Origin of the sequence: Halorubrum sp. SS7, assembly GCF_005435055.1 — an archaeon.
Classification (GTDB): domain Archaea; phylum Halobacteriota; class Halobacteria; order Halobacteriales; family Haloferacaceae; genus Halorubrum; species Halorubrum salinarum.
Genome location: NZ_SGXV01000001.1, coordinates 87169 through 112000 on the forward strand (window position 1 = coordinate 87169; position 24832 = coordinate 112000).

General features: G+C 71.5%; 30 protein-coding genes and 1 tRNA gene. 16 read left to right on the forward strand and 15 right to left on the reverse strand.

The features are described 5' to 3' along the window. Positions 1–51: 51 nt before the first annotated feature. The 5 genes from EXE44_RS00460 to EXE44_RS00480 all read left to right on the forward strand — a co-directional run bounded on the left by EXE44_RS00460 (position 52) and on the right by EXE44_RS00480 (position 3718). Complete coding sequence (locus EXE44_RS00460) at positions 52–1122, forward strand: glucose 1-dehydrogenase (RefSeq protein WP_137715494.1); 1071 nt, start codon at positions 52–54, stop codon at positions 1120–1122. Further along, positions 1109–1741 (forward strand): transcriptional regulator GfcR, encoded by a 633-nt coding sequence (gene gfcR, locus EXE44_RS00465; RefSeq protein ID WP_121562025.1) that lies wholly within the window; start codon positions 1109–1111, stop codon positions 1739–1741. The genes EXE44_RS00460 and gfcR overlap by 14 nt, the downstream gene beginning before the upstream one ends. Before the next feature lie 82 nt (positions 1742–1823). Beyond that, on the forward strand, positions 1824–2168 hold the full coding sequence (locus EXE44_RS00470; RefSeq protein ID WP_137715495.1) for a glutaredoxin: 345 nt from the start codon (positions 1824–1826) through the stop codon (positions 2166–2168). 175 nt (positions 2169–2343) lie between these two features. Next, complete coding sequence (locus EXE44_RS00475; protein ID WP_121562027.1) at positions 2344–2913, forward strand: hypothetical protein; 570 nt, start codon at positions 2344–2346, stop codon at positions 2911–2913. Between the two features lie 91 nt (positions 2914–3004). Continuing rightward, positions 3005–3718, forward strand: coding sequence for a diphthine--ammonia ligase (locus EXE44_RS00480; protein ID WP_137715496.1), 714 nt, complete (start codon positions 3005–3007; stop codon positions 3716–3718). A 19-nt stretch (positions 3719–3737) separates the two neighbouring features. On the opposite strand, the gene EXE44_RS00485 is transcribed toward EXE44_RS00480, so the two are convergent. Both EXE44_RS00485 and EXE44_RS00490 read right to left on the reverse strand, forming a co-directional pair. Further along, positions 3738–4991: a Glu/Leu/Phe/Val dehydrogenase gene (locus EXE44_RS00485; RefSeq protein ID WP_137715497.1), complete on the reverse strand. Its 1254-nt coding sequence runs from the start codon at positions 4989–4991 to the stop codon at positions 3738–3740. 69 nt (positions 4992–5060) lie between these two features. Then, positions 5061–5921 (reverse strand): CoA ester lyase, encoded by an 861-nt coding sequence (locus EXE44_RS00490; protein WP_137715498.1) that lies wholly within the window; start codon positions 5919–5921, stop codon positions 5061–5063. A gap of 87 nt (positions 5922–6008) precedes the next feature. On the opposite strand from EXE44_RS00490, the gene EXE44_RS00495 reads away from it, so the two are divergent. Beyond that, positions 6009–6485, forward strand: coding sequence for a MaoC family dehydratase (locus EXE44_RS00495; protein ID WP_137715499.1), 477 nt, complete (start codon positions 6009–6011; stop codon positions 6483–6485). 16 nt (positions 6486–6501) lie between these two features. Here EXE44_RS00495 and cyaB read toward each other — a convergent pair whose 3' ends face one another. Continuing rightward, positions 6502–7068, reverse strand: coding sequence for a class IV adenylate cyclase (gene cyaB, locus EXE44_RS00500; RefSeq protein ID WP_137715500.1), 567 nt, complete (start codon positions 7066–7068; stop codon positions 6502–6504). A 174-nt stretch (positions 7069–7242) separates the two neighbouring features. On the opposite strand from cyaB, the gene EXE44_RS00505 reads away from it, so the two are divergent. Together EXE44_RS00505 and EXE44_RS00510 are read left to right on the forward strand one after the other, a co-directional pair. After that, positions 7243–8178: a peptidylprolyl isomerase gene (locus EXE44_RS00505; protein ID WP_137715501.1), complete on the forward strand. Its 936-nt coding sequence runs from the start codon at positions 7243–7245 to the stop codon at positions 8176–8178. 139 nt (positions 8179–8317) lie between these two features. Then, the gene (locus EXE44_RS00510) at positions 8318–8578 is read left to right on the forward strand and encodes a hypothetical protein (RefSeq protein ID WP_137715502.1); all 261 of its coding nucleotides are present in this window, start codon (positions 8318–8320) and stop codon (positions 8576–8578) included. Between the two features lie 24 nt (positions 8579–8602). Here EXE44_RS00510 and EXE44_RS00515 read toward each other — a convergent pair whose 3' ends face one another. The 4 genes from EXE44_RS00515 to EXE44_RS00530 form a co-directional block, all read right to left on the reverse strand. After that, a complete protein-coding gene (locus tag EXE44_RS00515) occupies positions 8603–9223 on the reverse strand; it encodes a transcriptional regulator (protein ID WP_137715503.1) in 621 nt (206 codons plus the stop codon). A 104-nt stretch (positions 9224–9327) separates the two neighbouring features. Beyond that, positions 9328–10026, reverse strand: coding sequence for a P-loop NTPase (locus EXE44_RS00520; protein WP_137715504.1), 699 nt, complete (start codon positions 10024–10026; stop codon positions 9328–9330). A gap of 98 nt (positions 10027–10124) precedes the next feature. Further along, the gene (locus EXE44_RS00525) at positions 10125–10499 is read right to left on the reverse strand and encodes a YlbF family regulator (RefSeq protein WP_137715505.1); all 375 of its coding nucleotides are present in this window, start codon (positions 10497–10499) and stop codon (positions 10125–10127) included. Between the two features lie 69 nt (positions 10500–10568). Then, positions 10569–11228, reverse strand: a complete 660-nt coding sequence (locus EXE44_RS00530; RefSeq protein WP_137715506.1) for an alpha/beta hydrolase — start codon at positions 11226–11228, stop codon at positions 10569–10571. A gap of 105 nt (positions 11229–11333) precedes the next feature. Between EXE44_RS00530 and EXE44_RS00535 the strand changes: the two genes are divergently transcribed. Together EXE44_RS00535 and dph2 are read left to right on the forward strand one after the other, a co-directional pair. Further along, entirely contained in the window at positions 11334–12032 is a 699-nt protein-coding gene (locus tag EXE44_RS00535) for a hypothetical protein (protein WP_137715507.1), read from the forward strand. 93 nt (positions 12033–12125) lie between these two features. Continuing rightward, positions 12126–13169, forward strand: coding sequence for a diphthamide biosynthesis enzyme Dph2 (dph2, locus tag EXE44_RS00540; RefSeq protein ID WP_137715508.1), 1044 nt, complete (start codon positions 12126–12128; stop codon positions 13167–13169). Positions 13170–13210: 41 nt separating this feature from the next. Here the strand turns inward: dph2 and EXE44_RS00545 are convergent, their stop codons facing one another. The 3 genes from EXE44_RS00545 to EXE44_RS00555 form a co-directional block, all read right to left on the reverse strand. After that, positions 13211–13426 carry a hypothetical protein gene (locus EXE44_RS00545; protein WP_137715509.1) on the reverse strand — a complete coding sequence of 72 codons (216 nt, stop codon included), beginning with the start codon at positions 13424–13426 and terminating at the stop codon, positions 13211–13213. After that, a complete protein-coding gene (locus EXE44_RS00550) occupies positions 13423–13623 on the reverse strand; it encodes a hypothetical protein (protein WP_053772234.1) in 201 nt (66 codons plus the stop codon). The genes EXE44_RS00545 and EXE44_RS00550 overlap by 4 nt, the downstream gene beginning before the upstream one ends. A gap of 264 nt (positions 13624–13887) precedes the next feature. Beyond that, complete coding sequence (locus EXE44_RS00555; RefSeq protein WP_053772233.1) at positions 13888–14337, reverse strand: TIGR00725 family protein; 450 nt, start codon at positions 14335–14337, stop codon at positions 13888–13890. A 138-nt stretch (positions 14338–14475) separates the two neighbouring features. Here EXE44_RS00555 and EXE44_RS00560 point away from each other — a divergent pair, with 138 nt between their 5' ends. The 3 genes from EXE44_RS00560 to EXE44_RS20615 all read left to right on the forward strand — a co-directional run bounded on the left by EXE44_RS00560 (position 14476) and on the right by EXE44_RS20615 (position 17848). Next, complete coding sequence (locus tag EXE44_RS00560; protein WP_121562044.1) at positions 14476–15132, forward strand: HAD family hydrolase; 657 nt, start codon at positions 14476–14478, stop codon at positions 15130–15132. A gap of 108 nt (positions 15133–15240) precedes the next feature. After that, positions 15241–17607: an ATP-dependent DNA helicase gene (locus EXE44_RS00565; protein WP_137715510.1), complete on the forward strand. Its 2367-nt coding sequence runs from the start codon at positions 15241–15243 to the stop codon at positions 17605–17607. An 88-nt stretch (positions 17608–17695) separates the two neighbouring features. Further along, a complete protein-coding gene (locus tag EXE44_RS20615) occupies positions 17696–17848 on the forward strand; it encodes a hypothetical protein (protein ID WP_199241164.1) in 153 nt (50 codons plus the stop codon). A 10-nt stretch (positions 17849–17858) separates the two neighbouring features. Here the strand turns inward: EXE44_RS20615 and EXE44_RS00570 are convergent, their stop codons facing one another. From EXE44_RS00570 to EXE44_RS00585, 4 genes are all read right to left on the reverse strand, one after another. After that, positions 17859–19034 (reverse strand): Xaa-Pro peptidase family protein, encoded by a 1176-nt coding sequence (locus EXE44_RS00570; protein WP_137715511.1) that lies wholly within the window; start codon positions 19032–19034, stop codon positions 17859–17861. Positions 19035–19128: 94 nt separating this feature from the next. Further along, positions 19129–19740 carry a translation initiation factor IF-2 subunit beta gene (locus EXE44_RS00575; protein WP_121562047.1) on the reverse strand — a complete coding sequence of 204 codons (612 nt, stop codon included), beginning with the start codon at positions 19738–19740 and terminating at the stop codon, positions 19129–19131. 225 nt (positions 19741–19965) lie between these two features. Further along, a tRNA-Met gene (locus tag EXE44_RS00580) sits at positions 19966–20040 on the reverse strand. Between the two features lie 138 nt (positions 20041–20178). Further along, complete coding sequence (locus EXE44_RS00585; RefSeq protein WP_137715512.1) at positions 20179–20415, reverse strand: hypothetical protein; 237 nt, start codon at positions 20413–20415, stop codon at positions 20179–20181. Between the two features lie 99 nt (positions 20416–20514). Between EXE44_RS00585 and EXE44_RS00590 the strand changes: the two genes are divergently transcribed. After that, entirely contained in the window at positions 20515–22131 is a 1617-nt protein-coding gene (locus EXE44_RS00590; RefSeq protein WP_137715513.1) for a long-chain-fatty-acid--CoA ligase, read from the forward strand. Positions 22132–22168: 37 nt separating this feature from the next. Here the strand turns inward: EXE44_RS00590 and EXE44_RS00595 are convergent, their stop codons facing one another. Further along, complete coding sequence (locus EXE44_RS00595) at positions 22169–22540, reverse strand: DUF5779 family protein (RefSeq protein ID WP_137715514.1); 372 nt, start codon at positions 22538–22540, stop codon at positions 22169–22171. 113 nt (positions 22541–22653) lie between these two features. On the opposite strand from EXE44_RS00595, the gene EXE44_RS00600 reads away from it, so the two are divergent. Both EXE44_RS00600 and EXE44_RS00605 read left to right on the forward strand, forming a co-directional pair. Further along, positions 22654–23334 (forward strand): DsbA family protein, encoded by a 681-nt coding sequence (locus tag EXE44_RS00600; RefSeq protein WP_137715515.1) that lies wholly within the window; start codon positions 22654–22656, stop codon positions 23332–23334. 99 nt (positions 23335–23433) lie between these two features. Beyond that, on the forward strand, positions 23434–24750 hold the full coding sequence (locus EXE44_RS00605) for an MFS transporter (protein ID WP_137715516.1): 1317 nt from the start codon (positions 23434–23436) through the stop codon (positions 24748–24750). Positions 24751–24832: the final 82 nt, after the last annotated feature.

Here is a 24832-nt window from a genome sequence, read left to right on the forward strand (position 1 = left end):
TTTACTCACAACAAAAGAAATCTTTTGGTGGCTGACCGCTTGGGTCGTGACATGAACGCGATAGCCGTCTACGAGGGAGCCGACGAACCGGTCGTGACAGAGAAGCCGCGACCGGAGCCCGCGCCCGGCGAGGCGCTCGTTCGGACCCTGCGGGTCGGCGTCGACGGCACGGACCACGAGGTCATCGCCGGCGGGCACGGCGGGACGCCCGCGGGCGAGGACCACCTCGTGTTGGGCCACGAGGCCGTCGGCGTGGTCGAGGACCCCAACGACACGCCGTTCGAGGTCGGGGACGTGGTCGTCCCGACGGTCCGCCGCCCGCCGAACGGCGCCAACGAGTACTTCGCGCGCGGCGAGCCGGACATGGCGCCGGAGGGCGAGTACCACGAGCGCGGTATCGTCGGCGCGCACGGGTTCATGGCCGAGTACTTCACCAGCCCCGCGGAGTTCCTAGTCGAGATCCCGCCCGCGCTCGCCGAGTGGGGGTTCCTCGTCGAGCCGGTCTCGATCGCGGAGAAGGCGCTCGACCACGCGTACGCCAGCCGGTCGGCGTTCCGCTGGGAGCCCGAGTCGGCGCTCGTGCTCGGCAACGGGTCGCTCGGCCTCCTGACCGTCGCGACCCTCGACGAGGAGTTCGAGCGGATCTACTGTCTCGGGCGGCGCGAGCGCCCGGACCCGACGATCGACATCATCGAGTCGCTGGGGGCGACGTACGTGAACTCCAACGAGACGCCGATCCCCGAGGTGCCCGGCGCGTACGAGCCCATGGACCTCGTCTTCGAGGCGACGGGGTACGCCCCGCACGCGTTCGAGACCATCGAGGCGCTCGCGCCCAACGGCGTCGGCGCGCTCCTCGGCGTCCCGGGCGACTGGGAGTTCGAGATCGACGGCGGCCGGCTCCACCGCGAGTTCGTCCTCCACAACAAGGCGCTCGTCGGCAGCGTCAACTCCGGGTACGGCCACTTCGAGTCCGCCGTCGAGTCGCTCTCGGCCCTTTCGGACGAGTTCTTGGGCGATCTCGTGACCGGCGTCCACGGGCTCGACGACTTCGAGGCCGCGTTCGCGGATGACGACACGACTATTAAAACGGCGGTCGAATTCGCCGCGTATGAAGAACGTTGACGACCTGATAGACAGCGCGGCCGAGCTCGCGGAGCGGGGGCTCTCGAAGGGCGAGATCGCTGACGAGCTGAACGTCTCCCGCGAGACGGCGAGCTGGCTGGTCGAGCGCGGCGGCGGCGCCGAGAGCGCGGAAGCGGCCGACGCGACCGCCTCCGCCGACATCCACGTCGACTGGTCGGCGCTCGGGCGCGACTCGACCCGCCTCGGCTACGCGGCGAGCGCGATGGCGGACCTCCTCGTCAAGCAGGGCGAGGAGGTCGACCTGACGGTCGGCATCGAGAAGGCCGGCGCGCCGCTCGCCACCGCGGTCGCGGACCGGCTCGACACCGACCTCGGCACGTACGCCCCCGCGAAACACCAGTGGGAGGAGGGGGACATCGACGAGCACGGCGGCGGCTTCTCGCGGAACTTCGCCGCGATCCGGAACCGCGACTGCTACGTCGTCGACGACATCATCACCTCGGGGACGACGATGCGGGAGTCGATCGACGCGATCCGCGAGCAGGGCGGCGAGCCCGTCGCGTGCGTCGTCTTGGTCGACAAGATGGGGTACGACGAGATAGACGGCGTCCCCGTCTACTCGCTCGTCGACGTGGTCCGCGTCGACCGCGACGAGTAGGGGCGGGGCCGCGCGCGGACGACCCGTACGCGGACGACAGCCGTGCGGAACCCATTTGCCTCGCCGACGCGTACGGATGGTCATGACGTTCAGCCCCGAAACGGACGCCGACCCGGAAGCGATCGAGGAGCGCGTCGAGACGACAATCGCCGACAACGACGTGGTGCTTTTCATGAAGGGGAACCGCCTGATGCCGCAGTGCGGCTACTCGCAGCGCGCCGTCGAACTGATCTCCCAGCACGTCGAGGAGTTCGAGACCGTCGACGTGCTGCCCGCGCTGCCGCAGTACCGCGAGGCGCTCGAGTCCCACAGCGGCTGGGAGACGATCCCGCAGACCTTCGTCGACGGCGAGTTCGTCGGCGGGAGCGACGTGCTCGCCGAGCTGGACGAGCGCGGCGAGCTCGCCGCGGAGCTTGGCGCCGAGTGAGCCCGGTTCCGCGCAGAACGTGACTCGGCCCCGCGGCGACCCCGCCCGCTCGCCGCACCGATCTTCACACCTCGAAGGGCAGTCCATATAAACCCACGGTGCCTACATAGGGCAGGTGCAGCCGTTGCCGTTGCCGCCGTGACCACCGGTTCGACCCCACCGCATCCCACAAACAATGACAGGCCGCGTGTTCCGACTTCATTCGACGCTCGAACTGCCCCTCGAAGACGTAGAGACGTACTTCGACGAAGACCCCGATCTGCCGGAGGAGATCGACGACATCGACATCACGCGTCGAAACAACACACTCATCATCAAGGCCCTGTCCGACGACGAGTCGATCAGCAAGTACACCCCCACGGCGCAGCTGAAGGCGTCGGTCACGGAGACCCGCGTCTGGGAGGAGGAGCCGCCCCGCGCCGGCGGCCCGCAGTGGATGGACGACGAGGAGGAGGAGATCCCCTCCGAGCTCGTCGAGTTCGCCTGCTTCAAGGGCGACCGCGAGACCGTCCTCCAGAACTCCGCGCTCCAGTACCCCATGTTCCTCGTGCTCCGCAAGATCGCGACCCTCTCCGAGAAGGGGACGCTGACCGCGATCACCGAGGAGGACGGCGACCTGGAGGCGACGCGGATCGTCGAGGGCGAGCCGCGCCCCGCCAGCATCGAGGTCGTCGAGAGCCCGCAAGGCGCCGGCGAGGGCGACGGCGGCGTCAACTGGCGCGACAACGAGTTCATCTCGGACTGACTCGGCGCGCCCGTCGCGCGCGACACGCGAAACGCGGCCCCGCTACGGCCCGACCGCCGACCCTTTATCCGCGCGACTCCCTCTCGGAGTCATGAGCAACTGGGTGAGCCTCTTCTCCGGCGGGAAGGACTCCTCGTGGGCGCTGTACCGCGCGCTGGAGGAGGGACTCGACGTCTCGCGGCTGCTGACCGTCCACCCCGCCGGCGACTCGTACATGTACCACACGCCGGCGACGGAGCTCGCCGCGCTCGCGGCCGAGAGCGTCGGGATCGACCTCGTCGAGGTGTCGCCCGACGACTTCGGCGCGGACGACGTCGACGACGCGGGCGCCCAGGGCGACGCCGAGCTGGAGCCGATGGAGGCGGCGCTCCGCGAGCTCGCGGCCGACGACGACCTCGACCTCGCGGGCGTCACCGCGGGCGCGGTCGAGAGCGAGTTCCAGACGAACCGGATCCAGGCGATGTGCGACCGGCTCGGAATCGAGCTGTTCGCGCCGCTGTGGCAGCGGGACCCGATCGAGCTCGCGGAGGCGATGTTCGACGCCGGCTTCGAGATCCGGATCGTCCAGGTGGCGGCGTACGGCCTCGACGAGTCGTGGCTCGGGCGGCGCTTCGACGCCGACGCGCTCGCCGACCTGCTCGCGCTCCGCGAGGAGTACGGGGTCCACCCGCTGGGCGAGGGCGGCGAGTTCGAGACGTACGTCGTCGACGGGCCGCACATGAACCGCCGCATCGACCTCACCTACGACGCGGTGTGGGAGGGCGATCGGGGGCACATCGAGATCCGGGACGCGCGGCTGGAGTGAGAGCGGGGAGCGGCGACCGCTACGGCCAGCTGCCGGCCTGGTCGTACGCGTCCACGATCCGACCGATGCCGACGACGTACGCCGCGGTCCGGAGGGTGTCGACCTCGTTCGACTCGTAGGTGTCGACCAGGGTGTCGAACGCGTCCGTGATCACCCGTTCGAGCTCGTCGTTGACGCGCTCCTCGGTCCAGCTGAACCGCTGTCGGTTCTGGACCCACTCGAAGTAGGAGACGGTGACGCCGCCCGCGTTCGCGAGGATGTCGGGGACGACGTGGACGTCGCGCCCGGCGAGCACGTCGTCGGCCCCGGGCGTGAGCGGCCCGTTCGCGGCCTCGACGATCAGGTCGGCGGCGACGTCCCTCGCGAGGGCCTCGTCGACCGCGTTCTCCAGCGCGGCCGGGACGAGGCAGTCGACGTCGAGCGTGAGCAGCTCGTCGTTCGTGAGCGCGTCGGCGCCGGGGTAGCCGGTCACCGACCCGGTCTCGGACTTGTGCGCCTTCACGTCGCGTGGGGCGAGGCCGTCCGGGTCGTGAACGCCGCCGGAGGAGTCGGACACCGCGACCACGTCCGCGCCGAGGTCGTCGAGCAGCGCGGCGGCGACGGAGCCGGCGTTGCCGTACCCCTGGACGGCGACCGTCGCGCCCTCGAGGTCGCGGTCGAGCCAGTCGAACGCCTCGCGCGTCGACAGCGCCACGGAACGCCCCGTCGCCTCGACGCGGCCCTCGCTCCCGCCGGAGTCGAGCGCCTTCCCGGTGATGACGCCGGGCGCGGTGGTGTTCTCTAGGGTCTCGTAGGTGTCTTTGATCCAGTTCATCTCCCGCTGGCCGGTGTTGACGTCCGGCGCGGGGATGTCGCGGTCCTCGCCGATCAGGGGGCGCAGCTCGGTCGCGAACGCCCGGGTGATGCGCTCTAACTCCCCCTCGGAGTAGTCGGCCGGATCGATGGCGATCCCCCCCTTCCCGCCGCCGTAGGGCACGTCGACGACCGCGCACTTGTACGCCATCCAGCCGGACAGCGCCTTCACCTCGTCGCGGGTGACACCCGGGTGATACCGGATGCCGCCCTTGTACGGGCCGCGGTCGCCGTTGAACTGCGAGCGGTAGGCGCGCACGGTCTCCAGCGAGCCGTCGTCGCGCTCGAACGTGAGGTTCGTCTCCAGCACTCGCTCCGGATTCTTCAGGCGCTCGATGACGCCCGGGGCGGCGTCGACGACCGCCGCGGCGTCGTCCACCTGCTCTCGCAGACTCTCGAACGGGTTCGCCTCAGAAGACATGCCAGTACGTGCTGGTGGACGGGGGTTAATTGTGACGGACGACCCGGACGATCCCGCGGCGGGCGGACGCTACCGGTCGGCGTCGGGCGCGCGGTCCAGGATCCGCTCCGCCTGCGCGATGAGCGGCGCGTCGATCATCTCGCCGTCAACCTGGAAGACGGCCTTCCCCGCCCGCTCCGCCTCGTCGCGCGCGTCGAGGACCCGCTCGGCCCACTCCACGTCCTCGGGGTCCGGGGTGAACGCCTCGGTGATCGGGCCCACCTGCGCGGGGTGGATGGCGAGCTTCCCGTCGTAGCCGAGCCGCCGCGCGAACGCCGCGTCCTCGCGGAGCCCCGCCTCGTCGGAGAAGTCCGTGAACACCGTGTCGAGCGCGTCGACGCCCGCCGCGCTCGCCGCGAGGACGACGTGCTCGCGGGCGTACAGCACCTCGGTCCCCTCGTCGGTCCGGGTCGCGCCCACGTCGGCGGCGAGGTCCTCGGCGCCGAAGACGAGCGCGTCGGTCGCGTCCGCGGCCGCGATGGACTGCGCCGAGAGCACGCCGGCGGCGGTCTCGACGAGCGCGAACACGGCGGGGTCGCGCCCGCGCCCGGCGCACAGCGCGGCGACGCGCTCGACCCGGTCGGCGGCCTCGACCTTCGGGAGCATCACCGCGTCGAGGCGGACCGACTCGTTCGAGGGGTCGCCCCCGTCGAGGACGCCGTCCAGATCAGCCGCGGGCGACTCGGCGGTCAGCCGGACGCAGACCTCGGCGTCCGGGTCGAACGCGGGGTCCGCGAGCACGTCGCGGACCGCCGCCCTCGCCTCGTCCTTCCGACCGGGCGCGACGGCGTCTTCGAGGTCGAAGCAGATCACGTCGGCGCCGGCCCCGGGGGCCTTCCGCATGAGCTCGGGGCTGCCGCCGGGCGAGAACAGCAGGCTTCGGCGTGGCATGTGCGGAGGTCCGCGGGCGCGCGGCTAAAAGCCGCCGGCCGCGCCGAGAGCGGTACCGATTTCACGGCGCCGGCCGAGCGGGCGGCCATGCCCGGACTGTACTACGAGGAGTTCGCGGTCGGCGAGACGATAGATCACGCCAAGCGACGGACCATCAGCGAGGCGGACAACCAGCGCTTCTGCGACATGACGATGAACCAGCAGCCGCTCCACCTCGACGGCGACTTCGCCGCCGAGACGCAGTTCGGCGAGCGCTTGGTGAACGGCCTGTACACCATGTCGCTCGCGGTCGGCCTCTCCATCCCGGAGACGACCGACGGGACCATCGTCGCGAACCTGTCGTACGACGAGGTGGAACACCCGAACCCCGTCTTCCACGGCGACACGATCCGCGCGCGGTCGACGGTCACCGACAAGCGGGAGACGAGCGACGGCGAGCGCGGCGTCGTCACGATGCGCGTGGAGGCGTTCAAGGTCGTCGACGGGGACGACGACGTCCTCGTCTGCGAGTTCGAGCGGACCGTCCTCTCGGAGAAGCGACCGGCGGACGAGGGGGACGACTGAGCGGGCTCCGCTGGCCTCAGTCGTCCGCCGCGGTTAACAGCAGCCCGAGGTAGGAGGTCCGGACCTGCTCGGCCGCGTCGAGGCCGAGCCGGTCGAGCGCCGCGACCGCCGCCTCGCGCGCCGCGTCGACCTCGGTCTCGGCCCCGACGGTGCGTTCGATCTCGACGTACTCGTCGAGCCCGGCGACGGCGTCGAGCGTCACCGTGAAGCCGTCGTACGACCAGAACTCGCGCCGCTTCTCGACGGTCGCCGCCGGCTCGAACCCGAGCCCCGAGAGGACCGCGTCGAGGGCCTCGCCGTCGTCGACGCCGGTCTCGTGCTCGGCGCGCGTCTTCGAGGCGTCGTCGAGGAGCGGCCCCTTGTAGGTGACCGTCGCCGTCTCCTCGTCGGTCGCCTCGCCGTCCGAGAGCGGGACCTCGCGGCGGATCCGGAGCGCCTCGTCGGTCTCGGCGAACTCGCGGTGCGGCGCGTCGTAGTAGATGTCCCGCTGCCGGCGGGCATCGACGCGCTCGGCGCCGGCCTCCCGGAGGCGCTCCCGCGTCGCGTCCAGGTCGGCCGGAACCTTGATCTCGACCTCGTACATGCCCGAGGGTGCGGCCGGGGCGTTCATAAGCGGCGCGGGACTCCGCGGCGGTCCGGGACGGCACCGCCGGTCCTTGGGGGGCGCGTCGTCCGCCGAACCGCCGCTGTCTCCCGTTCGCCGGCGGGCTTCGGGCCGAACCGTGCTTCTTAAGGGTGTAACAGGTGACCTTCAGGTATGAGCGATCAGGAGCAAGCGGACGCGGCCGAGGAGGCCGAGGAGACCGAGACCGAGACTGACGCCGACGGACTCGAAGACGGCGACTTCGTCCGCGTCGCGTACACGATCCGCACGGCCGACGACGACCGCGTCATCGACACGACCGACAAGGAGACGGCCGAGGACGCCGAGATCGACGTCGACGAGTACGAGTTCGAGCCCCGCATCATCGCGCTCGGCGCCGGCCACGTGTTCCCCTCCGTCGAGGAGGCCTTCATCGGCGCCGAGGTCGGCGACGAGGGCACGGTCGACGTCCCCGCCGAAGACGCCTTCGGCGAGTACGACCCCGACGAGGTCGAGACGGTCAAGGCCGACAAGATCCCCGAGGACAGCCGCTACCCCGGCGCGCAGGTCCAGATCGACAACCAGCAGGGCCACCTGGAGACGATCATCGGCGGCCGCGCCCGCGTCGACTTCAACCACCCGCTGGCCGGCGAGGACCTCGAGTACGAGTACGAGATCCTCGAGGCCATCGACGACCGCGAGGAGCAGGCGTCCGGCATGCTCGGCATGTACCTCCAGGAGGCGCCGGAGGTCCGCATCGAGACGGTCACCGAGGAGGAGGAGACCGTCACCGAGGACGACGACGGCGAGGAGACCGTCGAGACCGAGGAGGTCGAGAAGGAGGTCCTCTACGTCACGGCGACGCAGGCGATGCAGATGAACCAGCAGTGGATGTTCCAGAAACAGCAGATCGCGCAGGACCTCATGGACCGCCTCGACCTCGATCGCGTCGTGATCGAGGAGGTCATCGAGGGCGGCGGCATGGGCGGTCTCGGCGGTATGATGGGCGGCATGGGCGGCGCCGGCGCCGGCGACGTGGACATTGAGGAGGCGCTCGAAGACGTCGACGTCGACGCCGACGAGATCGTCGACGAGATCGACGAAGAGTAACCCGCTTCTGCCGGCCTCGGTTCGGCCGTTTTTTCTCTCGCCGAGCGGCGGCTCTCGCGTACATGCGTCGGACGATCCGGCGGTGAGCGAGCGTCCGGCGAACGGATCCCTTTTGGCCGCCGCCGCGTCCACACCGGGTATGGAGATCGAACGGGCGCGCGAGGACGCGGTCGTCGCCGGCGTCGCGGGCGCGGCGACGGTCGGGATCGCGCTGCTGTCGAGTTTCACCGGCGTCGTCTCCGTGGCGACGCTGCCGACGCTGGCGCCGCTCGCCGTCTACGCGCTGTACCTCTTCTCGCGGAAGGGCGGGCCGTACGGCGCGTTCGACACCGCGCGGAACTGGGCGGTCGCGGCGGCCGTCGCGGGCGTCCTCGTGGTCCTCGCGTCCGCGGCGCTGTAATCCGCGTCGGGGCGACCGACCGCGTCAGGCGATGTCGCGGCTCGTGTCGACCGCGACCGTGTCCGTGAGCTTCAGCTTCAGCGGCTCTTCGAGGGCCGCGCCGCCCCGGAACTTGGGGACGACGAGGCGGTTCGCGATCTCGGTCCCGGTGACGGTCGTGCGCAGGTCGAACACCACGTCCGCGACCTGCTCCGTGACCCGCCGCGTCCGTGGGTCCTCGCCGCCGCGGAGCGCGTGGAGCAGCGCGACACCGCCGGCGTCGTCGACCCGGGACCGCAGGTCATCGAGGAACTCGGCGTACGCCGCCGGCGCCGCGCCGTCCTCCAGCGGCTCCACGGAGTCGACGATCAGCGTGCCGGCTTCGGGGAGGTCGCCGGTCAGCGCCGCGGCCTCGTCGAGGTCGCCGACTTCCGTCGTGGCCTCGACGGTCGTCTCCTCGTCGCCGTCGCCGCTCAGCGCCGCCTCCACCGCGTCGGCGGAGCGGACGGTGGTCAGGTAGCGACACCGGCGGACCCGGGCGAACCGGTCCAAGATGAGCTCGGACTGGCTGTCCGGGTTCGCCTTCAACACGACGACGCTACCGCTCGGGAGCCCCCCGCCGAACTGTCGGTCCAGCACCGAGATCCCAGTCGGAAGCGTCTCCATACGATCGCTGCCGCCCGTGGAGGCTTGGGTCTGTCGATGGCGGCCCTCTCGGCCGGTCGCGACCCCGTCGTCCGCCGCCCCCGCGTCGCCCGTGGGCGCGATCCTCACGCGACCTGCCACCCGCTCGCCGCCGCGGTCTCGCAGAGCCGCGAGGCGAGGTCGTCGTACGCGCTCCGGACGGCCGGGTCGGACAGCGGGGCGCCGCCGCCGTCCGGGATCGCGCCGAGGACGGGACAGCCGAGCAGGCTCGCCACTCGGTCCGGCACGCTCGCCTCCCCGATCACGACCGCGCCGACCGCCGGGCAGCCGAGCCGCCGGGCGATCGCCGCCGTCTTCGCGGCGTCGCGGAGCGCGGCGCGCCTGAGCGGCGTCGCGATCAGCGCGCGGTCCGCCGCCCGCAGGGGCGCGGCCACGTCCGGCGACGCGCCCGCGGGACTGTCGATCAGCACCGGCGCCCCGTCGGGCGTCGCCCCCGCGAGGGCGTCGAACGTCGCGCCGGCGTCGACCGACCGCGGCGCGTCCGGCGCCGCGAGGACCGTCGGGGCCGAACGGTCCGGACGAAGCGGCTCCGCGTCGCGAATCGCGTCGAGGACGGTCCGCGCCGCCGCCTCGTCGGCCCGGCCGCCGGGGTCGGCCCTCGGTGGCTCGGCGCCGGTCTCCGCGGCCAACCGCGCGAGGTTCGGCAGGTCCCAGTCGGCGTCGGCCGCGACCACCGGCGCGCCGCGCCGCGAGAGCGCGCGGGCGAGCCCGAGGGTAGTCGTCGTCTTTCCGCTTCCGCCCTTCCCGCCGGCGACGGCTATCACGGCGAGGATGGGTCGGGATCCGGGATAAGGAGTCGGTCGGCGACGCGCCGCGGTGCGGTGATTTCTTCGGCGCAGTCAAGACGGGACCGGCCCGCGGGTCAGTCCTGACAGCAGCCGCCGGCCTCGCCGCCGAAGTCCACCGCGAGCGGCTCCGAGATGGCCTCGTTGACCGCTTCGAGCGTGTCCTCCAGTTCCTCTTGCGCGTCGAGGTACTCGCTCATCACCGGCATCGAGTGGAGCTCGTCTTGCGCCTCCTGGACGCGCTGGAGCTCGGCGTTCGTCGCCTGCCCGGTCTGCCGGGCCTGCATGAACTCCGCGCGGAGCTGCTCGAACTCGTCGATTCGCTGCTGGACCTCCTCGTCGCGCTGGACCGCGGCTCTCGCCTCCTCGAAGCGCTCGTACTCCGGCGTTTCGGCGATCCGCTCGCCGAGCTCTCGGCCGAGGTCCTCGATGGAGACCTGTTCGACGCTCATACCCGAACGTCGTGGGCGAGCGGTTTGAACCTGCCGGAGCCGGGGCTCCGAGTCGGTTTCCCGCGTGCCCTACGCCGTCCGCGACCCGACGAACTCGACGACCGCTTCGAGCTCCTGCGGACCGATGCCGTGCCCGCCCGGGAAGCTCCCGTGAGCGACGTCGGCGCCGACGGCTTCGAGCCGTTCGACCGCCGCCTGCGTCCGCGACTCGGGGATCACGCGGTCGCCGGCGCCGGCGCCGACGAAGACCGGCTTGCCCTCGATGCCCGCCGGGTCGAGGTCGGCGTGCGACTCCGCGAGGTAGCCGTGGAGCGCGACGACCCACGCGTAGCGGTCGGGGGCTTCGAGGAGGAGCGAGAGGCTCGTGATCGCGCCCTGGCTGAACCCGAGCAGGCCGATCCGGTCGGCGTCGAGCCCGTACGCGTCGACGGCGCCCTCGACGCTCTCGACGATCAGATCGAGGCTCCGGCGGAAGTCCTCGGCGTCCGGCTGGCTCGACTCCAGCCCGCCCGCCGAGAGGTCGAGTTCGTACCACGTGTACCCGCCCTGGAGCGGGTCGGGCGCGCGGAGGCTGACGACGTGGCGGTCGCCCGGCAGCTCGGCGGCGACGGGGAGCAAGTCCTCCTCGTCGGCGCCGCGGCCGTGGAGGACGAAGACGGCGGGCGCGGGCTCGCCGTCGGCCTCGTCGTCCGGCGCGACGTGAACGTGTTCGAGCGGAATGTCGGTCATCGGTGCGCGGTTGGCGAGGGCGGCGGTTAGGTCCGTCGGCCGCGGCAGCGCGTCCTCCCCGGGCGCCACAGGATACTTGCCGGCTCCCGGAGTAGCACGGGTCGCATGCGTCCCCGCGCCCTCTCCCTGCTGGTCGCACTGCTCCTCTGCGCGACCGCGGCGGTCGCCGTCCCGGCCGTCGACGCCCGCGCCCCGCCGACGCCCGTCTGCGGCGTCTGCGACCTCGACCGGACCACGCCGAGCGGCGAGCGCGTGGTCGCCGGCGAGAGCGAACTGACCGTCACGATTCACGCGAACGGCTCGACCACCTGGCGGGCGCGCGCCGACCTCTCGGCCGGCGCGGACGCGCTCGCGGCGAACGAGTCTCTCCGCGACGCGGTCGCGGCCGAGGCGGCCGACGACGGGGTCGCCGACCCGCGGGGCGTCACGGCCCGGCTCGACGGCGAGACGCTCGTCGTCGACTACCGGGACCCGAACGCGACGGACCGGTCCCTCGACGCCGTCGTCTTCACCCCCTTGACGCCCGCGGCCCCTGGGGCGCCCTTCGTGATCGGCGGCGAGGGATCACGGTACCTCGCCGCCGACCGCCTCACGGTCCGCGGCGAGCCGGGGTGGGCGGTCCGCGGCGACGCGCCCGGCGGCTCCGACGCGGGGTTGGTCTGGTCCCGCGAGACCGCCGACGCCGACGACGCGGAGCGACTCTCGCTCGACGTCGACCGCGATCCGGTCGCGGTCGAGGCGGGCGCGGTCCTCCCCGGTCCGCGGGCGTGGATCGCCCGACTGCTCGCCGGCGACGGCCCCTGAACTCCCGGCGGGGCAGCGACGGTCGCGACCGCCCGGAACGACGCTCGGGGTCGAACGCGCCGTTTAACCGTCCTGCCGCACAATTCGCTCGACATGAGCGGCTCTACGGAGGGCGACCTGACGAAGACGGGGATGGCCCTGAAACACGACCGCGAGTGGGACTACGAACTCGACCGAATCCTCGAGGCCATCGAGGAGCGCGACGCCTCGAAGGTCGGCCTCCAGTTCCCCGAGGGACTGAAGCGTCGCGGCCCGAAGGTCGCCGACGACCTCCGCGAGGTCGCGCCAGACGACGTGACGTTCATGCTCTCCGGGCAGCCCTGCTACGGCGCCTGCGACCTCGACACGTACCTGATGCGCCGGACGGACGTGTTCGTCCACTTCGGCCACACGCCGATGAAGGAGTCCGACAGCATCGTCTACGTTCCCCTCTTCTCGAACGTCGACCCGTTCCCGATCATGGAGGACGCGCTCGACGAGGAGCTGGCGCCCCCCGAGGAGGACCCGGACGTGGGGCTCGTCACGACGGCCCAGCACATGAACCGCTTCGAGGAGATGACCGACTGGTTAGAGGAGCGCGGCTACGAGGTCCACACCCGCCGGGGCGACGATCGCCTCACCAAGGAGGGGCAGGTGCTCGGCTGTAACTACGCCTCCGCGGACATCGACGCCGAGCAGGTGCTGTACGTCGGCGGCGGGAAGTTCCACCCGGTCGGGCTCGCCATGGAGCACCCGGACAAGCGCGTCGTCATCGCTGACCCCGTCAACAACGCGGTGTCGATCGCCGAGCACGACCAGTTCCTCAAGCAGCGGTACGCCGCGGTCCACAAGGCGATGGACGCCGAGAAGTGGGGCGTCATCTTCTGTACGAAGATCGGCCAGGGCCGCTGGGAGAAGGCCCAGGAGATCGTCGACAACAACGAGAACGCCTACCTGATCACCATGGACGAGGTGACGCCGGACCGCCTGCGCAACTTCGACATGGACGCGTTCGTCAACACGGGCTGTCCGCGGATCACGACCGACGACGGCCCGCGCTTCCACAAGCCGATGCTGACGCCCGGCGAGTACGAGGCCGCCATCGGCGAGAAGCCGCTCGACTCGATCGAGTTCGACACGTTCCACGACACCTGGTAGAGCGGCGCGCAGGCGTCCTTCGGACCTTTTCGCAGCCCAGGTTACGCCTCGTCGGGCGGGTTCACGAAGAGCCCGTCGACCACGAGGGCGCCGGCCGCGAGCGAGCCGCCGGCGACGGGGACCGTGTACCCGCGGGCGACGAGCGACGCGGCCGCGTACGCGGCGCAGAAGGCGAGCGGGATGGCGAGCAGGAGGAGGTCGGCGCGCTCGATTTCGTCGAGAGCGCTCGACCCCGCCCTCCGGTGCCGCCCGCTCATTCCATGTACCCCAGCTCCCGGAGCTTCTGGGCGATCTGTTTCGCCTCCGCCTCGGAGACCCCCTCGTCGGACTCCATCTCCTGGACGACGACGTGTTTCACGAACTCCTTGACCGAGCCGAACGGCTCGTCCTCGATGTACGCCTCCACGTCCGCGACGAACTCCTTCCGCAGCGAGATCGTGGTGTAATCGCTCATTGCCGGATCCGTTTCGCCGCGGCCTGATAAATATTAATTACATCTAATTACAGGGGTTCGCGCCCGGAGTCGACCTCGCAGCCACGTCCGATGACGGATGAGATGGGCCCGGCGTCGCCGAGCGCCGGTGCGCTCGTCGAGGCGTGGCGAACTGCGAGCGGTTCGGTCGGAGCCACCGGCGGTGCCGGAGCTGTAAACCGTGGTTCTGCCCCGGACTTCTCTGATAACACGCCCGACCGGCGGCCGAGCGTCGACCCTACCCCGTCAGTCCGTCCGCGCGGCCCGTTCGACGTACTCGACCGCCGCCGCGGGCGAGTCGACGGCCTCGACCCCGTCGACGGCGTGGGTGTCGAGCCCGGCCACGGGGCGCCCCTGCGCGAGCGCGAGCCCGATCTCGGAGAGCGTGCCGCCCGCGCCGTCGACCGCGACGGCGGCGTCGCCGTTCATCACGACGAGCGCGTTGCGCGCGTGGCCCATCCCCGTCGCGATCGGGGTCGTGACGTGTCGGTTCGCGTCCGCGCGGTCGTCCGTCGGGAGGATCCCGATCGTCTCGCCGCCCGCCGCGCGGGCCCCGCGGCAGACCGCCTCCATGACGCCGCCCAGCCCGCCGCAGACGACGACGTGGCCGCGCTCCGCGAGCCGTTCGCCGAGGGCCTCCGCGACCGCTGCGGTCTCCGGACCGACCGAGCTCCCGCCGATGACGCTGACGCGCATGCGGTGACCCACGGCCCGCGAGCGGGTAAAACCGCCCGGCGTCTCTCGTCTATCGACCGAGAGACGGTGGCTCGCGTCGATTCTCGCCGGTGAGACCGCCACTGAAACCCTTATCCCGCCTCGCCGTGAATGGGGGCTATGACGTACGATACCGTCGTGTTCGACAACGACGGTGTCCTCGTGGGCCGCACGCGCTTCGACGTGCTCCGGGACGCGACCCGGGACGCGTTCGAAGAGTGCGGCGTCGAGGAGCCCGATCCGGACGACGTAGAGCAGATGACCATCGGTGCGACCCCCGGCAGCGTCGGCACCGTCTGTCAGACGTACGACCTCGATCCGGGGTCGTTCTGGCGGACGCGCGACGACGTGGTGTCGCGGGCCCAACAGCAGGAGGCCCGCGAGGGGCGCAAGACCCCGTACGACGACCTCGACGAGCTCCAGGACCTCGACGTCCAGATGGGGATCGTCTCGTCGAACCAGCAGGCGACCGTCGACTTCCTCGTCGACCACTTCGACGGCTTCGACCGCATGGGCGCCGCCTACGGCCGCGAGCCGACGATCCACTCGCTCCAGCTCCGCAAGCCGAACCCCCACTACATCGAGCAGGCGCTCGGCGACCTCGACGCCGACAACGCCCTGTTCGTCGGCGACAACGAGTCGGACGTGCGCGCCGCCGAGAACGCCGGTATCGACTCGGCGTTCATCCGCCGTCCCCACCGCCGCGACTGGGAGCTGAACGTCTGGCCGACCTGGGAGATAGAGCGGCTCTCCGACCTCCACGACATCGTGGAGTGAGGCCGCACCGCCTCCGCGCCACCCTCGGCCTCGACAGCGACGCGTCGCGGACCCCCGCGCCGTGCCGCCGATGAAGCGTTTAACTCGGATGGCGCGTAACTCGCCCTCGTGACCGATTCGCCCCCGTGGGCCGACCTCTTCGGCCACCCCGAACCGTACCCCGAACAGGCCGACGGCATCGACGCCGCCGTCGAGGCCGCCGCCGACGGCGGCTTCCTCGCCCTCGAGGGCGCCTGCGGGACGGGGAAGACCATGCTCGCGCTCACCGCGGGCCTCGACCGCGTCCGCGACCCGGACTCCGACTTCGAGCGCGTCTTCGTCCTCACCAGCGTCAAACAGCAGCTGCGCCAGTTCGAGACGGACCTGCGGACGATAAACGACGACCTCCCCGAGGGGTACGACCCGGTCTCCGGGCTCACCCTCGTCGGCAAGGCGGACGTCTGCCCGTACGCGAGAGAGAACCGCGGCGGGATCGACCGCGAGAACGTCTACGAGCGCTGCGAGGGGCTCCGCGAGCGCACGCGCAACCTCGTCGGGGACGGCGGCGCGACGACGACCTCGAACCTCGTGAGCGAGGCGCGCAGCCAGCAGGTCGGACTCATGGACTCCGGGACCGACGCCGGCTCGCCCGCCGACGGGCCCGCCACCGACTACCTCTCCGTCGACGGCGAGCCCACTCCGTACCGCCCGGACACCGAGGAGTACGACGACGTCGAGTTCTGCCCGTTCTACGCCGGCTTCCTCGACGACCTCCCGGAGGACGGCGACCCCGCGGAGGCGGTCCCGTTCGACGTGACCGAGCTCGGCCACGTCGACGCCGACGAGCTCGTCCGGCTCGCCGCGGGCCACGGCTCCTGTCCCCACTCGATCATGGGCGCGCTGGTCCCGGAGGTCGAGGTCGTGATCGGCAACTACTACCACGCGTTCGACCCCGTGACGACCGGGACGTTCACCGGCGCGCTGTTGGACGACTCGACGTTCGTCGTCTGCGACGAGGCGCACATGCTCGAACCGCGCGTCCGCGACCTCGTGAGCGACGCGGTCGCGGACGCGAGCCTCCGCGACGCCGAGAACGAGCTCACCCGCGTCGTCCAGCCGCTCTCGTTCGAGTCGGCGGGCGCGGAGTCCGAGGACGCGGCGCTCGTCCGGGGGGAACTGGCGGACGCGGACGTGACCGTCGAGGAGATCGAGGCCGTCCGCGAGTTCTACGCCGACCTCCGCGGCGAGCTCGACCGCCGCGTGACCGCGCACCTCGACCGCGAGCGCCCGGACTGGCGGGCGTCGATGCGCGAGCTCGACGATACGGAGATCCCGCTCCGCGACCCCGAGGAGCCGGGCGAAGACGAGATCACGGCCTGGGCGGACCGCGAGGGGTACGGCGAGCGCGTCTGGGCGCGCGCCGAGCAGGTGGGCGCGGTCGTCAAGCGCGTCCTCGACTCGCTGGAGGATGAGGACAAGCAGCGCGCGGCCCCGGGCGTCGGCCGCACCCTCAACGCCTGGTACCGCGAGGGGCACACCGACTTCTTCCGGGCTATCGAGCTCGAACGGACGTTCGACGAGACGGAGCCGCCGGACTCGTGGCGCCGGGCGTATAACGCGCGGCTCGCGCTCCACAACTGCCTGCCGAGCGAGCCGATCGGCGACCGCCTCGCGGAGTTCGGCGGCGGCGTCCTCATGAGCGCGACGCTGGAGCCGATGGACCTCTTCCGAGAGGTGACCGGGCTCGACCACCTCGCGGAGCGCGGTCGCCCGGTCGTCGAGCGGACGTACGGCCTCTCGTTCCCCGCGGAGAACCGCGCGAGCCTCGCGGTCGACGCGCCGAAGTTCACCCATCAGAACCGCGGCGCGCCGGGCGAGGAGAACCCGACGCGGCTCGCGCACCTCGACGCGACGGCCGCGGTCGCGCGCCGCGACGGCAACGTCCTCGTGGGCACCCCGAGCTACGCAGAGGCGACCTGGATGGCCGAGTCGCTCTCGGCGCGGCTCGACAAGCCGGTCCTGCTCGACGAGTCCTCCGGCGACCGCGAGACGGAGTCGCTGAAGGACGACTTCTTCGCCGGCGAGGGGAAGGTGCTGGTGACGAGCCTCCGCGGCACGCTCACCGAGGGCGTCGACTACCGCGGCGACCGCCTCGCGGCCGCCGTCGTCTGCGGCGTCCCGATCATCAACACGGCGCGGCCGCAGACGCGGGCGGTGATCACCGCCTACGACCGCCGGTTCGAGTCCGGGTTCGAGACGGCGCTCACGGTCCCCGCCGTGCGGAAGGCCCGGCAGGCGGTCGGCCGCGTCATCCGCGGGCCCGACGAGCGGGGCGTCCGCGTCCTGCTCGACGCCCGCTACGCCCGCGACTCGTGGAACGGCGTCCGGGAGTACCTCCCGGCGCACGAGCGCGAGGAGTACCAGCCCGTCAGCCCGGACATGCTGGAGGTCGCGCTCGACCGGTTCGAGTCGCGTTCCTCGGCGACGCCCGAGTGACGTAGGGGCCTCTCGCCGCGTGGTAGGGACTGACTATCGGGGCGGTACGGTGCTCGTAACTATGCCTCGGGGGGAGAGTGTATAGGGTATGTACTCCTCGTTCGAAGCCGAACGCTACCACGTCGTCTGTCGCGAGTGTCCCCTCGAACGCCTCTGTGACGCCCCGACGGACGCGGAGGTGCTCGGTCAGGGTCACGTCGCCGACACCGGCCACCGGGTCGCCGTCGAGCGGATCGCCTGAGCGCCCGCGCTCAGACGACGTTCGAGTCGATGTCGCGCGGGTAGTTGGTGAGCCGCTCCGTTCCCGACTCGGTGATCGCGACCGTGTCGGAGTGCCGGTAGCCGTACTCGTCCGTGTAGAGGCCGGGCTCGATGGTGTAGACGTGTCCGGGCGCCATCACCGCGTCGTCGCCGTCGTAGCGCTCGCCCCAGCCGCGGTCGATGTAGGGCGGCTCGTGTGCGCCCAGTCCGATGTTGTGGCCGACGTGGTGCTGCGCGAGGTCGGTCACGCCCTGCTCCTCGAAGTACTCCCAGACGACGCGGTCGACCTCGGCGACCGGCACGCCCGGCCCCAGCGCGTCGATGGCGAGCGTCTGCGCCTCCAACATCAGCTCGAAGTAGTGCTCCTGCTCGTCGTCGTAGTCGCCGACGAACATCGTCCGCTCCAGCTCGGAGCGGTAGCCGTCGACGTTCGCCGTCGCGCCGGTGACGAGCACGTCCCCCTCGGCGAGCCGCTCGTTCGGCGTGTGGCCGTGGGGGAGCGCGGTCTCCTCGCCGGAGATGTAGCCGGCGTGGACCGGGCCGTCGCCCCGGACGCGGACGGCGTAGCTGTCCCCGAGCGTGTCGAGCATGGCGCGCGAGGCGTCCGCGGAGGCGCGCTGCGAGACGGTCGCCGGGTGCGCCCCCGGCTCGGAGTAGTCGGCGAGGTAGCGGTGGCCGAGGTTCGCCCACTTCGCGGACTCGCGGATCAGGTCGACCTCGGCGTCGGACTTCGCCCAGCGCATCCGGTCGACCCACGACTGCGTCTCGACGTCGAGCGACTCGGAGAACGCGGGGCCCTCGTATCCCATCACGCCCGGCGGCCCGTCCGCGTCGGCGGCGACCGCGTCCGCGCCCAGCCCGTCCAGCATCTCGACGGCGACCGAGACCGGCTCGCCGCCGGGGTAATCGAAGTAGTGATGGACGGCGTCGATCCGCGGGTTGGGCTCGACGCGCTCGACCTCCAGCCGCGGCACGGTGATCTCGACGCGGTCGTCGGTGACCGCGAGGACCACCGGCCGCTCCGTCTGGATGTGGTGGAAGCCGGTGAGGTACTCGATCGCCGTCGCGCCCACCCACGTCGCGGCGTCGGCGTCGGTCGCCGCGAGCCGGTCTCGGACCGCGGCGAGCCGGTCGTCGAAGGCCGACTCGGGAAGTTTCGTGGCCATGCCTCAAGATGTGCGAACGGGCCGATAAACGGTCGGGTAGCGGAACGGCGGCGCCGCGCGGGGATACCCCCGGCGCCGCGGTCGCGCCGGCGGCTCAGTCCTCGCGGCGGGCGAACGCGAGGTTGCCGGAGACGTTCTTGATGTAGGCGGTCACGGTCTCGCCCTCCTGTGCGCCGGGAACGAAGATGGTGTACTCGCCGCGCTCGGCGACGCCGTCGCCCTTACGGCCGGTGCCGACGATCTCGAGTTCGTACGTGTTGCCCGACTCGACGGCGTCCTCCTGCCGCTGGGTGTTGGAGGTGTTCTGCTTCGCCACCGGGCGGAAGGCCCCGCAGGCCTCACAGCGGAGCATCGGCGTCCGGTTCTCGGTCTCCAGTCGCGTGTCGGGGAGGCCGCACTCCGAGCAGGTGACGAACGACTCGATGTACGAGTCGATCGCGGCCTGGAAGTCGCGCTCGCGGAAGTTCCCGCTGTAGCGGGCGCGGCCGTCCTCGTACTGGCCCGCGGTCCCCAGCTCCTGCTGGATCTTCGAGTGGACGTGCTCGGGCTCGCGGCTCAGCGCGTCGGCGATCCCGGAGAGGTTCGTCAGGCGGGTGAACGCCCCGTCTTTCTGCCATTCAGGATCGGGGACCGACAGCCGCTCGTCGGAGCCCCCGAGGTCCGGTACCGCATCCATCGCGCGGTCGAGGCTCGATTCGTAATCCATACCCGAGGGAACGACAGCGCGACGGAAATCGCTTCCGGGTTCGGTGGCCGCGGCTCCGAGCGGAGAGAGACGACGCTGGGAGGGTAGCAGCCGGCCAGAAGTAGCGGGAGGTAGATTTGAACCACGGTCACTCCGTTCCCTGGTTCAAATCTTCTCCGAGGCTATCTCGTCGACGACGGCGCTCACGCCTCGCTACGCTCGGCGTTCACGGTCGTCGACAGAAGATAGCGGGAGGTAGATTTGAACTACCGATCTCCGGGTTATGAGCCCGGCGGAATCTCCTGGCTATCCCATCCCGCTATCGTAGCAAAATCGCGTGCGACTGTTAAGGGTTCTGATCCCGACGCCGGTGTGCGATTCGTCCACGCGTCCGCGGCGGTCGCGCGCCCCGGCGGTGGCGACCGAAATCGATGCCCGGCCTCAATCCCGTTCCGCCCGTCACGCCTCGCTCTCCTCCGCGTCGCCCTCCCGCGCCGCGACGGCCTTCGTGCGGATCCGGAGCGCGAGGACCGCGACGAGCGCCAGGCCGACGGTCACCCCGACGTCGGCGGGGTCGCCCGAGAGCGCCCGCTGCGCGGTGAGTCCCGCCATCAGCGCGAACGCGAACGCCAGCAGCCCGGCGATCGGAATCACGTACCCCTCGCCGAGCGGCGACCCGCCGGTCTCGTCGGTCATTTCCCCTCTCTGCGCGGCCGACCGTGAAAAGCCTCCCGCGACCGCCGCTCCCTTGCGGCGGCCGCAAACGATTTTACTCATCATCGATAGTGATAGACGATGAACAAGCCGCTGTTGACGACGGACTTCTTAGACCGGGCGCGACGCCACTACGCCGACGAGGAGGCCGTCCTCGCGGTCGACGGCACGCGCTACACGTACGCGGAGCTCGGCGACCGCGCGGACCGGTTCTCCGCCGCGCTTCAGGCGCGCGGGATCGAGAAGGGCGACCGGGTCGCCGTGCTGGACCCGAACACGCACTACCACCTGGAGGCCGCCTACGGCGCGATGCAGGTCGGCGCGATCCACGCACCGCTGAACTACCGCCTCACGCCGGACGACTTCTCGTACATGCTCTCGGACGCGGGCGTCGACGCCATCTACGCCGACGCGGAGTACGCCGCGAACGTCGAGGCGATCCGCGACGAGGTGCCGACCGAGACGTTCCTCACGAACGACGCCGACGCGGTCGAGGGCGACTGGGAGTCGTTCGACGCGGCGCTCGACGACGCCGACCCCGACGCCTACGACCGCCCGGAGATGGACGAGGACGACGTGATCACGATCAACTACACCTCGGGGACCACCGGCGACCCGAAGGGCGTCTGCCGCACGCACCGCGCCGAGACGCTCCACGCGTACCTCATCTCGATCCACCAGGAGATCACCGACGACGACGTGTACCTCTGGACGCTGCCGATGTTCCACGTCAACGGCTGGGGCCACATCTACGCGATCACGGGGATGGGCGCCCGGCACGTCTGTACCCGCGGCGTCGACGTCGCGGAGACGTTCGAGCGGATCCGCGGGGAGGACGTGTCGTACTTCTGTGCCGCGCCGACCGTCCTCAACATGCTCGGCGACCACTACGCCGAACACGGCGGCGAGACGACCGGCGACAACGACGTGCGGGTCGCCACCGCGGGGGCGGCGCCGCCGGAGGCGACGATCCGCACCGTCGAGGAGGAGTTCGGGTGGGACCTCAAGCACGTGTACGGCGCCACCGAGACCGGGCCGCTGATCACCACCTCCGACGCGAAGCGCCACTTCGACGAGGGCGCCGACGACCGCTTTGCGGTGAAGAAGACGCAGGGGATCGGCTACCTCGGTACGGATGTCCGCGTCGTCGACGAGGACGGCGAGGACGTGCCCGCCGACGGCGAGACGATCGGCGAGATCGTCGTCCGCGGCAACCAGGTGATGGACCGCTACTGGAACAAGCCCGAGGCCACCGAGCAGGCGTTCTCCGAGCGGCTGGAGGGGTACTACCACATGGGCGACCTGGCCGTCGTCGACGAGGACGGGTTCGTCTCGATCCAGGACCGGAAGAAGGACATCATCATCTCCGGCGGGGAGAACATCTCCTCGATCGAGCTGGAGGACACCCTCTTCGAACACGACGCCGTCTCCGACGTGGCCGTCATCCCCGCCCCGGACGAGCGCTGGGGCGAGACCCCGAAGGCGTTCGTCGTCCCGGAGGGCGGCGACCCGGACGACGCGGGCGCGACGCCCGAGGAGCTCAAGGCGTTCGTCCGCGAGCGCGTCGCGGACTACAAGACGCCCGGCGAGGTGGAGTTCGTCGCGGAGCTCCCCACGACCGCGACCGGGAAGATCCAGAAGTACGAGCTGCGCGAGCGCGAGTGGGACGAGGAGGAGCGGATGGTCGGCGAGGGGTAGCGGTCGCTCGCCGCGGTCGGGAGGCGTTCGGCCCGACTCAGTCTCCGCCGTTGTCGATTTCGTCGGTGCCGTCCGCCTCGTCGCCCTCTGATCCGCCCGACTCCTCGCCGCCGGAGTCGCTCAGGCGGTCGGTGTCGATGCTCACGCCCGGCGGCGTGACGACGAGGAAGCCCCGGAAGTGCATCAGCTCCCCGTCCATGTCCTTCACGTCGCGCGCGAAGGGCGCGGCGAGCTCGTTGAGGTCGCCGTCTATCGACAACACCAGCGTGTTCCCGTAGTCGACGCTGCGGACCCACTCCTCCGGGTCGGTCGTGCCGTCCAAGACGCCGAGGACGACGTCGCCCGCCGCCGCGAACGCCTCGTCCATCTTCGCCTCGGCGTCCCGCAGGTCGAGGTCCCAGTCGCTCATACGTGGGGGTCGACAGGGGACGGCAAAAGCGTTCGGGAGCCGTCCGACCGCCCGCGGCCGAGGCCGCAGTCGGGTCGCGGAGTCGTTAAGTGCGCGCCGACCCCACCACGGACATGGAACGCACGCGGCGGTCCCTGCTCGCGGGCGCGGCGTCGGTCGGCGTCGTCGGCGCGGCGGGATGTCTCGGCGGCGGCGGGGGGACGACCCTCGACCTCAGCGGCGTGGAACTCGACACCGGCGAGTACGACTGCGACCTGACGGAGCCGTCGGACCCGGACCTCGACTACCGGCCGACCCTCGGGGACCCGGACGCCGACGTGGTCGTTCAGGCGTTCGAGGACTTCACCTGCGGGCACTGCGCGAGCTACAAGCTCGACCACTTCCCGGTCATCCGCGACGAGTACATCGACCCCGGCGAGATCCGGTACGAGCACTGGGACTTCCCGATCCCGGTCGACGAGACGTGGGCAGTTCCCGTCGCCAGCGCGGCTCGCGGCGTCGGCGCCCGGAACGGCGACGAGGCGTTCTTCGAGTTCGCCACGGCGGCCTACGAGTCGCAGCGGAGCTACAGCGGGGAGACGCTCGGCGCCGCCGCGGAGGCCGCCGGCGCGGACCCCTGTGCGGTGCTGTCCGACGCCCGGTTCGCGGCGTTCGGCCAGGCGTCGGCCGACGACCGGGCGGAGGGCGCGTCGATGGGCGTCGAGGGGACGCCGACCATCTTCGTGAACGGCAGCCCCGTCGAGGAGGGCTACGGGGCCCAGTCGATCGCCGCCGCGATCGAGTCCGAACTCTGAGGCGCGGCCGACCGGCCGGACGGCGCCGTGAGCCCACGTCTCCGAGCGGATCTTCCCGGAGCGTCGGTCTTTTGACCGTTCGACTCGTTTTATACGTAGATGAGCGACGCCGACCCCTCCCCCGCGACCGAGGCCGCCGGCGGCGACCGCTCGGTCGACGCGGACGCCGTCGGGGGCGACGCGGACGCCGCCGACCGCCGGCGGCTCGGCGCGGTCGTCCTCGCGGTGCTGATCTCGCAGGTCCTCCTCTACCCGGGCGTGCCCGACCTCGTCGTCGCGCTCGGCGCGCCCGCCGGCATCGACGCCGGGATGTGGTTCCTCGTCGCGGAGTTCGGCGCGTTCGTGGCGTTCGCGGTCGTCTGGGGCGCGCTCTCGGACGCGCTCGGGCGGCGGGTCCCGCTGATCGTCGCCGGCGCCCTCGGCGGCGCGGGCTCGTACGTCGCGCTCGCGTCGCTGCCGGCCCTGGGGCTCGGCTTCGGGGCCGCGCTCCTCGTCAGGGCGGTCGGCGGCGCGCTCACCATCGGCGCGTTCTCCCTCTCTATCACCCTCCTCATGGACCTCCGCGGCGGCAACGGCCGCAACATGGGCGCCGCGGGGCTCGCCATCGGCCTCGGCGCGGCGGTCGGGTCGGTCGTCGGCGGGTCGCTCGCCGGCCTCGGCGCGCTGTACCCGGTGTACGCCGGCGCCGTCGTGCTCGGCGGGGCGGGGCTGCTCGCGGCGACCGTCGACGACCGGGCGGCGACGGTCTCGGCGGAGTCCGGCATCGGGAGCGACCCGCCCGACGAGGTCGGCTTCGGCGACGTGCTCGCTCGCGCCCGGACGACGCCCGGCCTCCTCGTCCCGCTCGCGTTCGGGTTCGTCGACCGGCTCACGGCGGGCTTCTTCGCCTTAGTCGGGGTGTACTACTTCCAGGACCCGGCGACGTTCGGCCTCTCGGCGGCCGGCGCGGGCGCGACGCTCGCGCTCTTTTTCGTCCCCTTCGCGCTGCTCCAGTCGCCGTTCGGCGCGCTCTCCGACCGGATCGGTCGCTTCCTCCCCGTGGTCGCCGGGTCGCTCGCCTACGGGGTCGTCACGGTCGGCGTCGGCGTCGCGCCGGTCTATCCGGTCGCCGCGGGGCTGATGGTGCTGGTCGGCGTCTGCGGCGCGCTGATGGCGCCGGCGACGATGGCGCTCGTGACCGACCTCGTCGAGCCCGAGGTGCGGGGCGCGGCGATGGGGCTGTTCAACGTGTTCGGCTCGCTCGGGTTCCTCACCGGGTTCCTCATCGGGGGGAGCGCCACCGAGGCGTTCGGCTACACGCCGGCGTTCCTCGCGGTCGGCGGGCTGGAGCTGGCCATCGCGCTCGCGCTGCTGCCGGCGGTTCGCTCCATCTCGCCCGGCGCGGGCGTGGTCGGCCCGCTCGGCGCGGAGGGGTGAGACGCGTCGTGACGGCGCGCTCCGCGCTCCCCCCGCCCCGAGGCGAGGCCTTTTAACCGTCGCGTCGCCTCGGATCCCGTAA

What these genes read in the sequence shown, in the direction of transcription:
- EXE44_RS00460 (WP_137715494.1), top strand. Translation starts at nt 52, where the DNA reads ATGAACGCGATAGCCGTCTACGAGGGAGCCGACGAACCGGTCGTGACA.
- gfcR (WP_121562025.1), top strand. Translation starts at nt 1,109, where the DNA reads ATGAAGAACGTTGACGACCTGATAGACAGCGCGGCCGAGCTCGCGGAG.
- EXE44_RS00470 (WP_137715495.1), top strand. Translation starts at nt 1,824, where the DNA reads ATGACGTTCAGCCCCGAAACGGACGCCGACCCGGAAGCGATCGAGGAG.
- EXE44_RS00475 (WP_121562027.1), top strand. Translation starts at nt 2,344, where the DNA reads ATGACAGGCCGCGTGTTCCGACTTCATTCGACGCTCGAACTGCCCCTC.
- EXE44_RS00480 (WP_137715496.1), top strand. Translation starts at nt 3,005, where the DNA reads ATGAGCAACTGGGTGAGCCTCTTCTCCGGCGGGAAGGACTCCTCGTGG.
- EXE44_RS00485 (WP_137715497.1), bottom strand. Translation starts at nt 4,991, where the DNA reads ATGTCTTCTGAGGCGAACCCGTTCGAGAGTCTGCGAGAGCAGGTGGAC.
- EXE44_RS00490 (WP_137715498.1), bottom strand. Translation starts at nt 5,921, where the DNA reads ATGCCACGCCGAAGCCTGCTGTTCTCGCCCGGCGGCAGCCCCGAGCTC.
- EXE44_RS00495 (WP_137715499.1), top strand. Translation starts at nt 6,009, where the DNA reads ATGCCCGGACTGTACTACGAGGAGTTCGCGGTCGGCGAGACGATAGAT.
- cyaB (WP_137715500.1), bottom strand. Translation starts at nt 7,068, where the DNA reads ATGTACGAGGTCGAGATCAAGGTTCCGGCCGACCTGGACGCGACGCGG.
- EXE44_RS00505 (WP_137715501.1), top strand. Translation starts at nt 7,243, where the DNA reads ATGAGCGATCAGGAGCAAGCGGACGCGGCCGAGGAGGCCGAGGAGACC.
- EXE44_RS00510 (WP_137715502.1), top strand. Translation starts at nt 8,318, where the DNA reads ATGGAGATCGAACGGGCGCGCGAGGACGCGGTCGTCGCCGGCGTCGCG.
- EXE44_RS00515 (WP_137715503.1), bottom strand. Translation starts at nt 9,223, where the DNA reads ATGGAGACGCTTCCGACTGGGATCTCGGTGCTGGACCGACAGTTCGGC.
- EXE44_RS00525 (WP_137715505.1), bottom strand. Translation starts at nt 10,499, where the DNA reads ATGAGCGTCGAACAGGTCTCCATCGAGGACCTCGGCCGAGAGCTCGGC.
- EXE44_RS00530 (WP_137715506.1), bottom strand. Translation starts at nt 11,228, where the DNA reads ATGACCGACATTCCGCTCGAACACGTTCACGTCGCGCCGGACGACGAG.
- EXE44_RS00535 (WP_137715507.1), top strand. Translation starts at nt 11,334, where the DNA reads ATGCGTCCCCGCGCCCTCTCCCTGCTGGTCGCACTGCTCCTCTGCGCG.
- dph2 (WP_137715508.1), top strand. Translation starts at nt 12,126, where the DNA reads ATGAGCGGCTCTACGGAGGGCGACCTGACGAAGACGGGGATGGCCCTG.
- EXE44_RS00545 (WP_137715509.1), bottom strand. Translation starts at nt 13,426, where the DNA reads ATGAGCGGGCGGCACCGGAGGGCGGGGTCGAGCGCTCTCGACGAAATC.
- EXE44_RS00550 (WP_053772234.1), bottom strand. Translation starts at nt 13,623, where the DNA reads ATGAGCGATTACACCACGATCTCGCTGCGGAAGGAGTTCGTCGCGGAC.
- EXE44_RS00555 (WP_053772233.1), bottom strand. Translation starts at nt 14,337, where the DNA reads ATGCGCGTCAGCGTCATCGGCGGGAGCTCGGTCGGTCCGGAGACCGCA.
- EXE44_RS00560 (WP_121562044.1), top strand. Translation starts at nt 14,476, where the DNA reads ATGACGTACGATACCGTCGTGTTCGACAACGACGGTGTCCTCGTGGGC.
- EXE44_RS20615 (WP_199241164.1), top strand. Translation starts at nt 17,696, where the DNA reads ATGTACTCCTCGTTCGAAGCCGAACGCTACCACGTCGTCTGTCGCGAG.
- EXE44_RS00570 (WP_137715511.1), bottom strand. Translation starts at nt 19,034, where the DNA reads ATGGCCACGAAACTTCCCGAGTCGGCCTTCGACGACCGGCTCGCCGCG.
- EXE44_RS00575 (WP_121562047.1), bottom strand. Translation starts at nt 19,740, where the DNA reads ATGGATTACGAATCGAGCCTCGACCGCGCGATGGATGCGGTACCGGAC.
- EXE44_RS00585 (WP_137715512.1), bottom strand. Translation starts at nt 20,415, where the DNA reads ATGACCGACGAGACCGGCGGGTCGCCGCTCGGCGAGGGGTACGTGATT.
- EXE44_RS00590 (WP_137715513.1), top strand. Translation starts at nt 20,515, where the DNA reads ATGAACAAGCCGCTGTTGACGACGGACTTCTTAGACCGGGCGCGACGC.
- EXE44_RS00595 (WP_137715514.1), bottom strand. Translation starts at nt 22,540, where the DNA reads ATGAGCGACTGGGACCTCGACCTGCGGGACGCCGAGGCGAAGATGGAC.
- EXE44_RS00600 (WP_137715515.1), top strand. Translation starts at nt 22,654, where the DNA reads ATGGAACGCACGCGGCGGTCCCTGCTCGCGGGCGCGGCGTCGGTCGGC.
- EXE44_RS00605 (WP_137715516.1), top strand. Translation starts at nt 23,434, where the DNA reads ATGAGCGACGCCGACCCCTCCCCCGCGACCGAGGCCGCCGGCGGCGAC.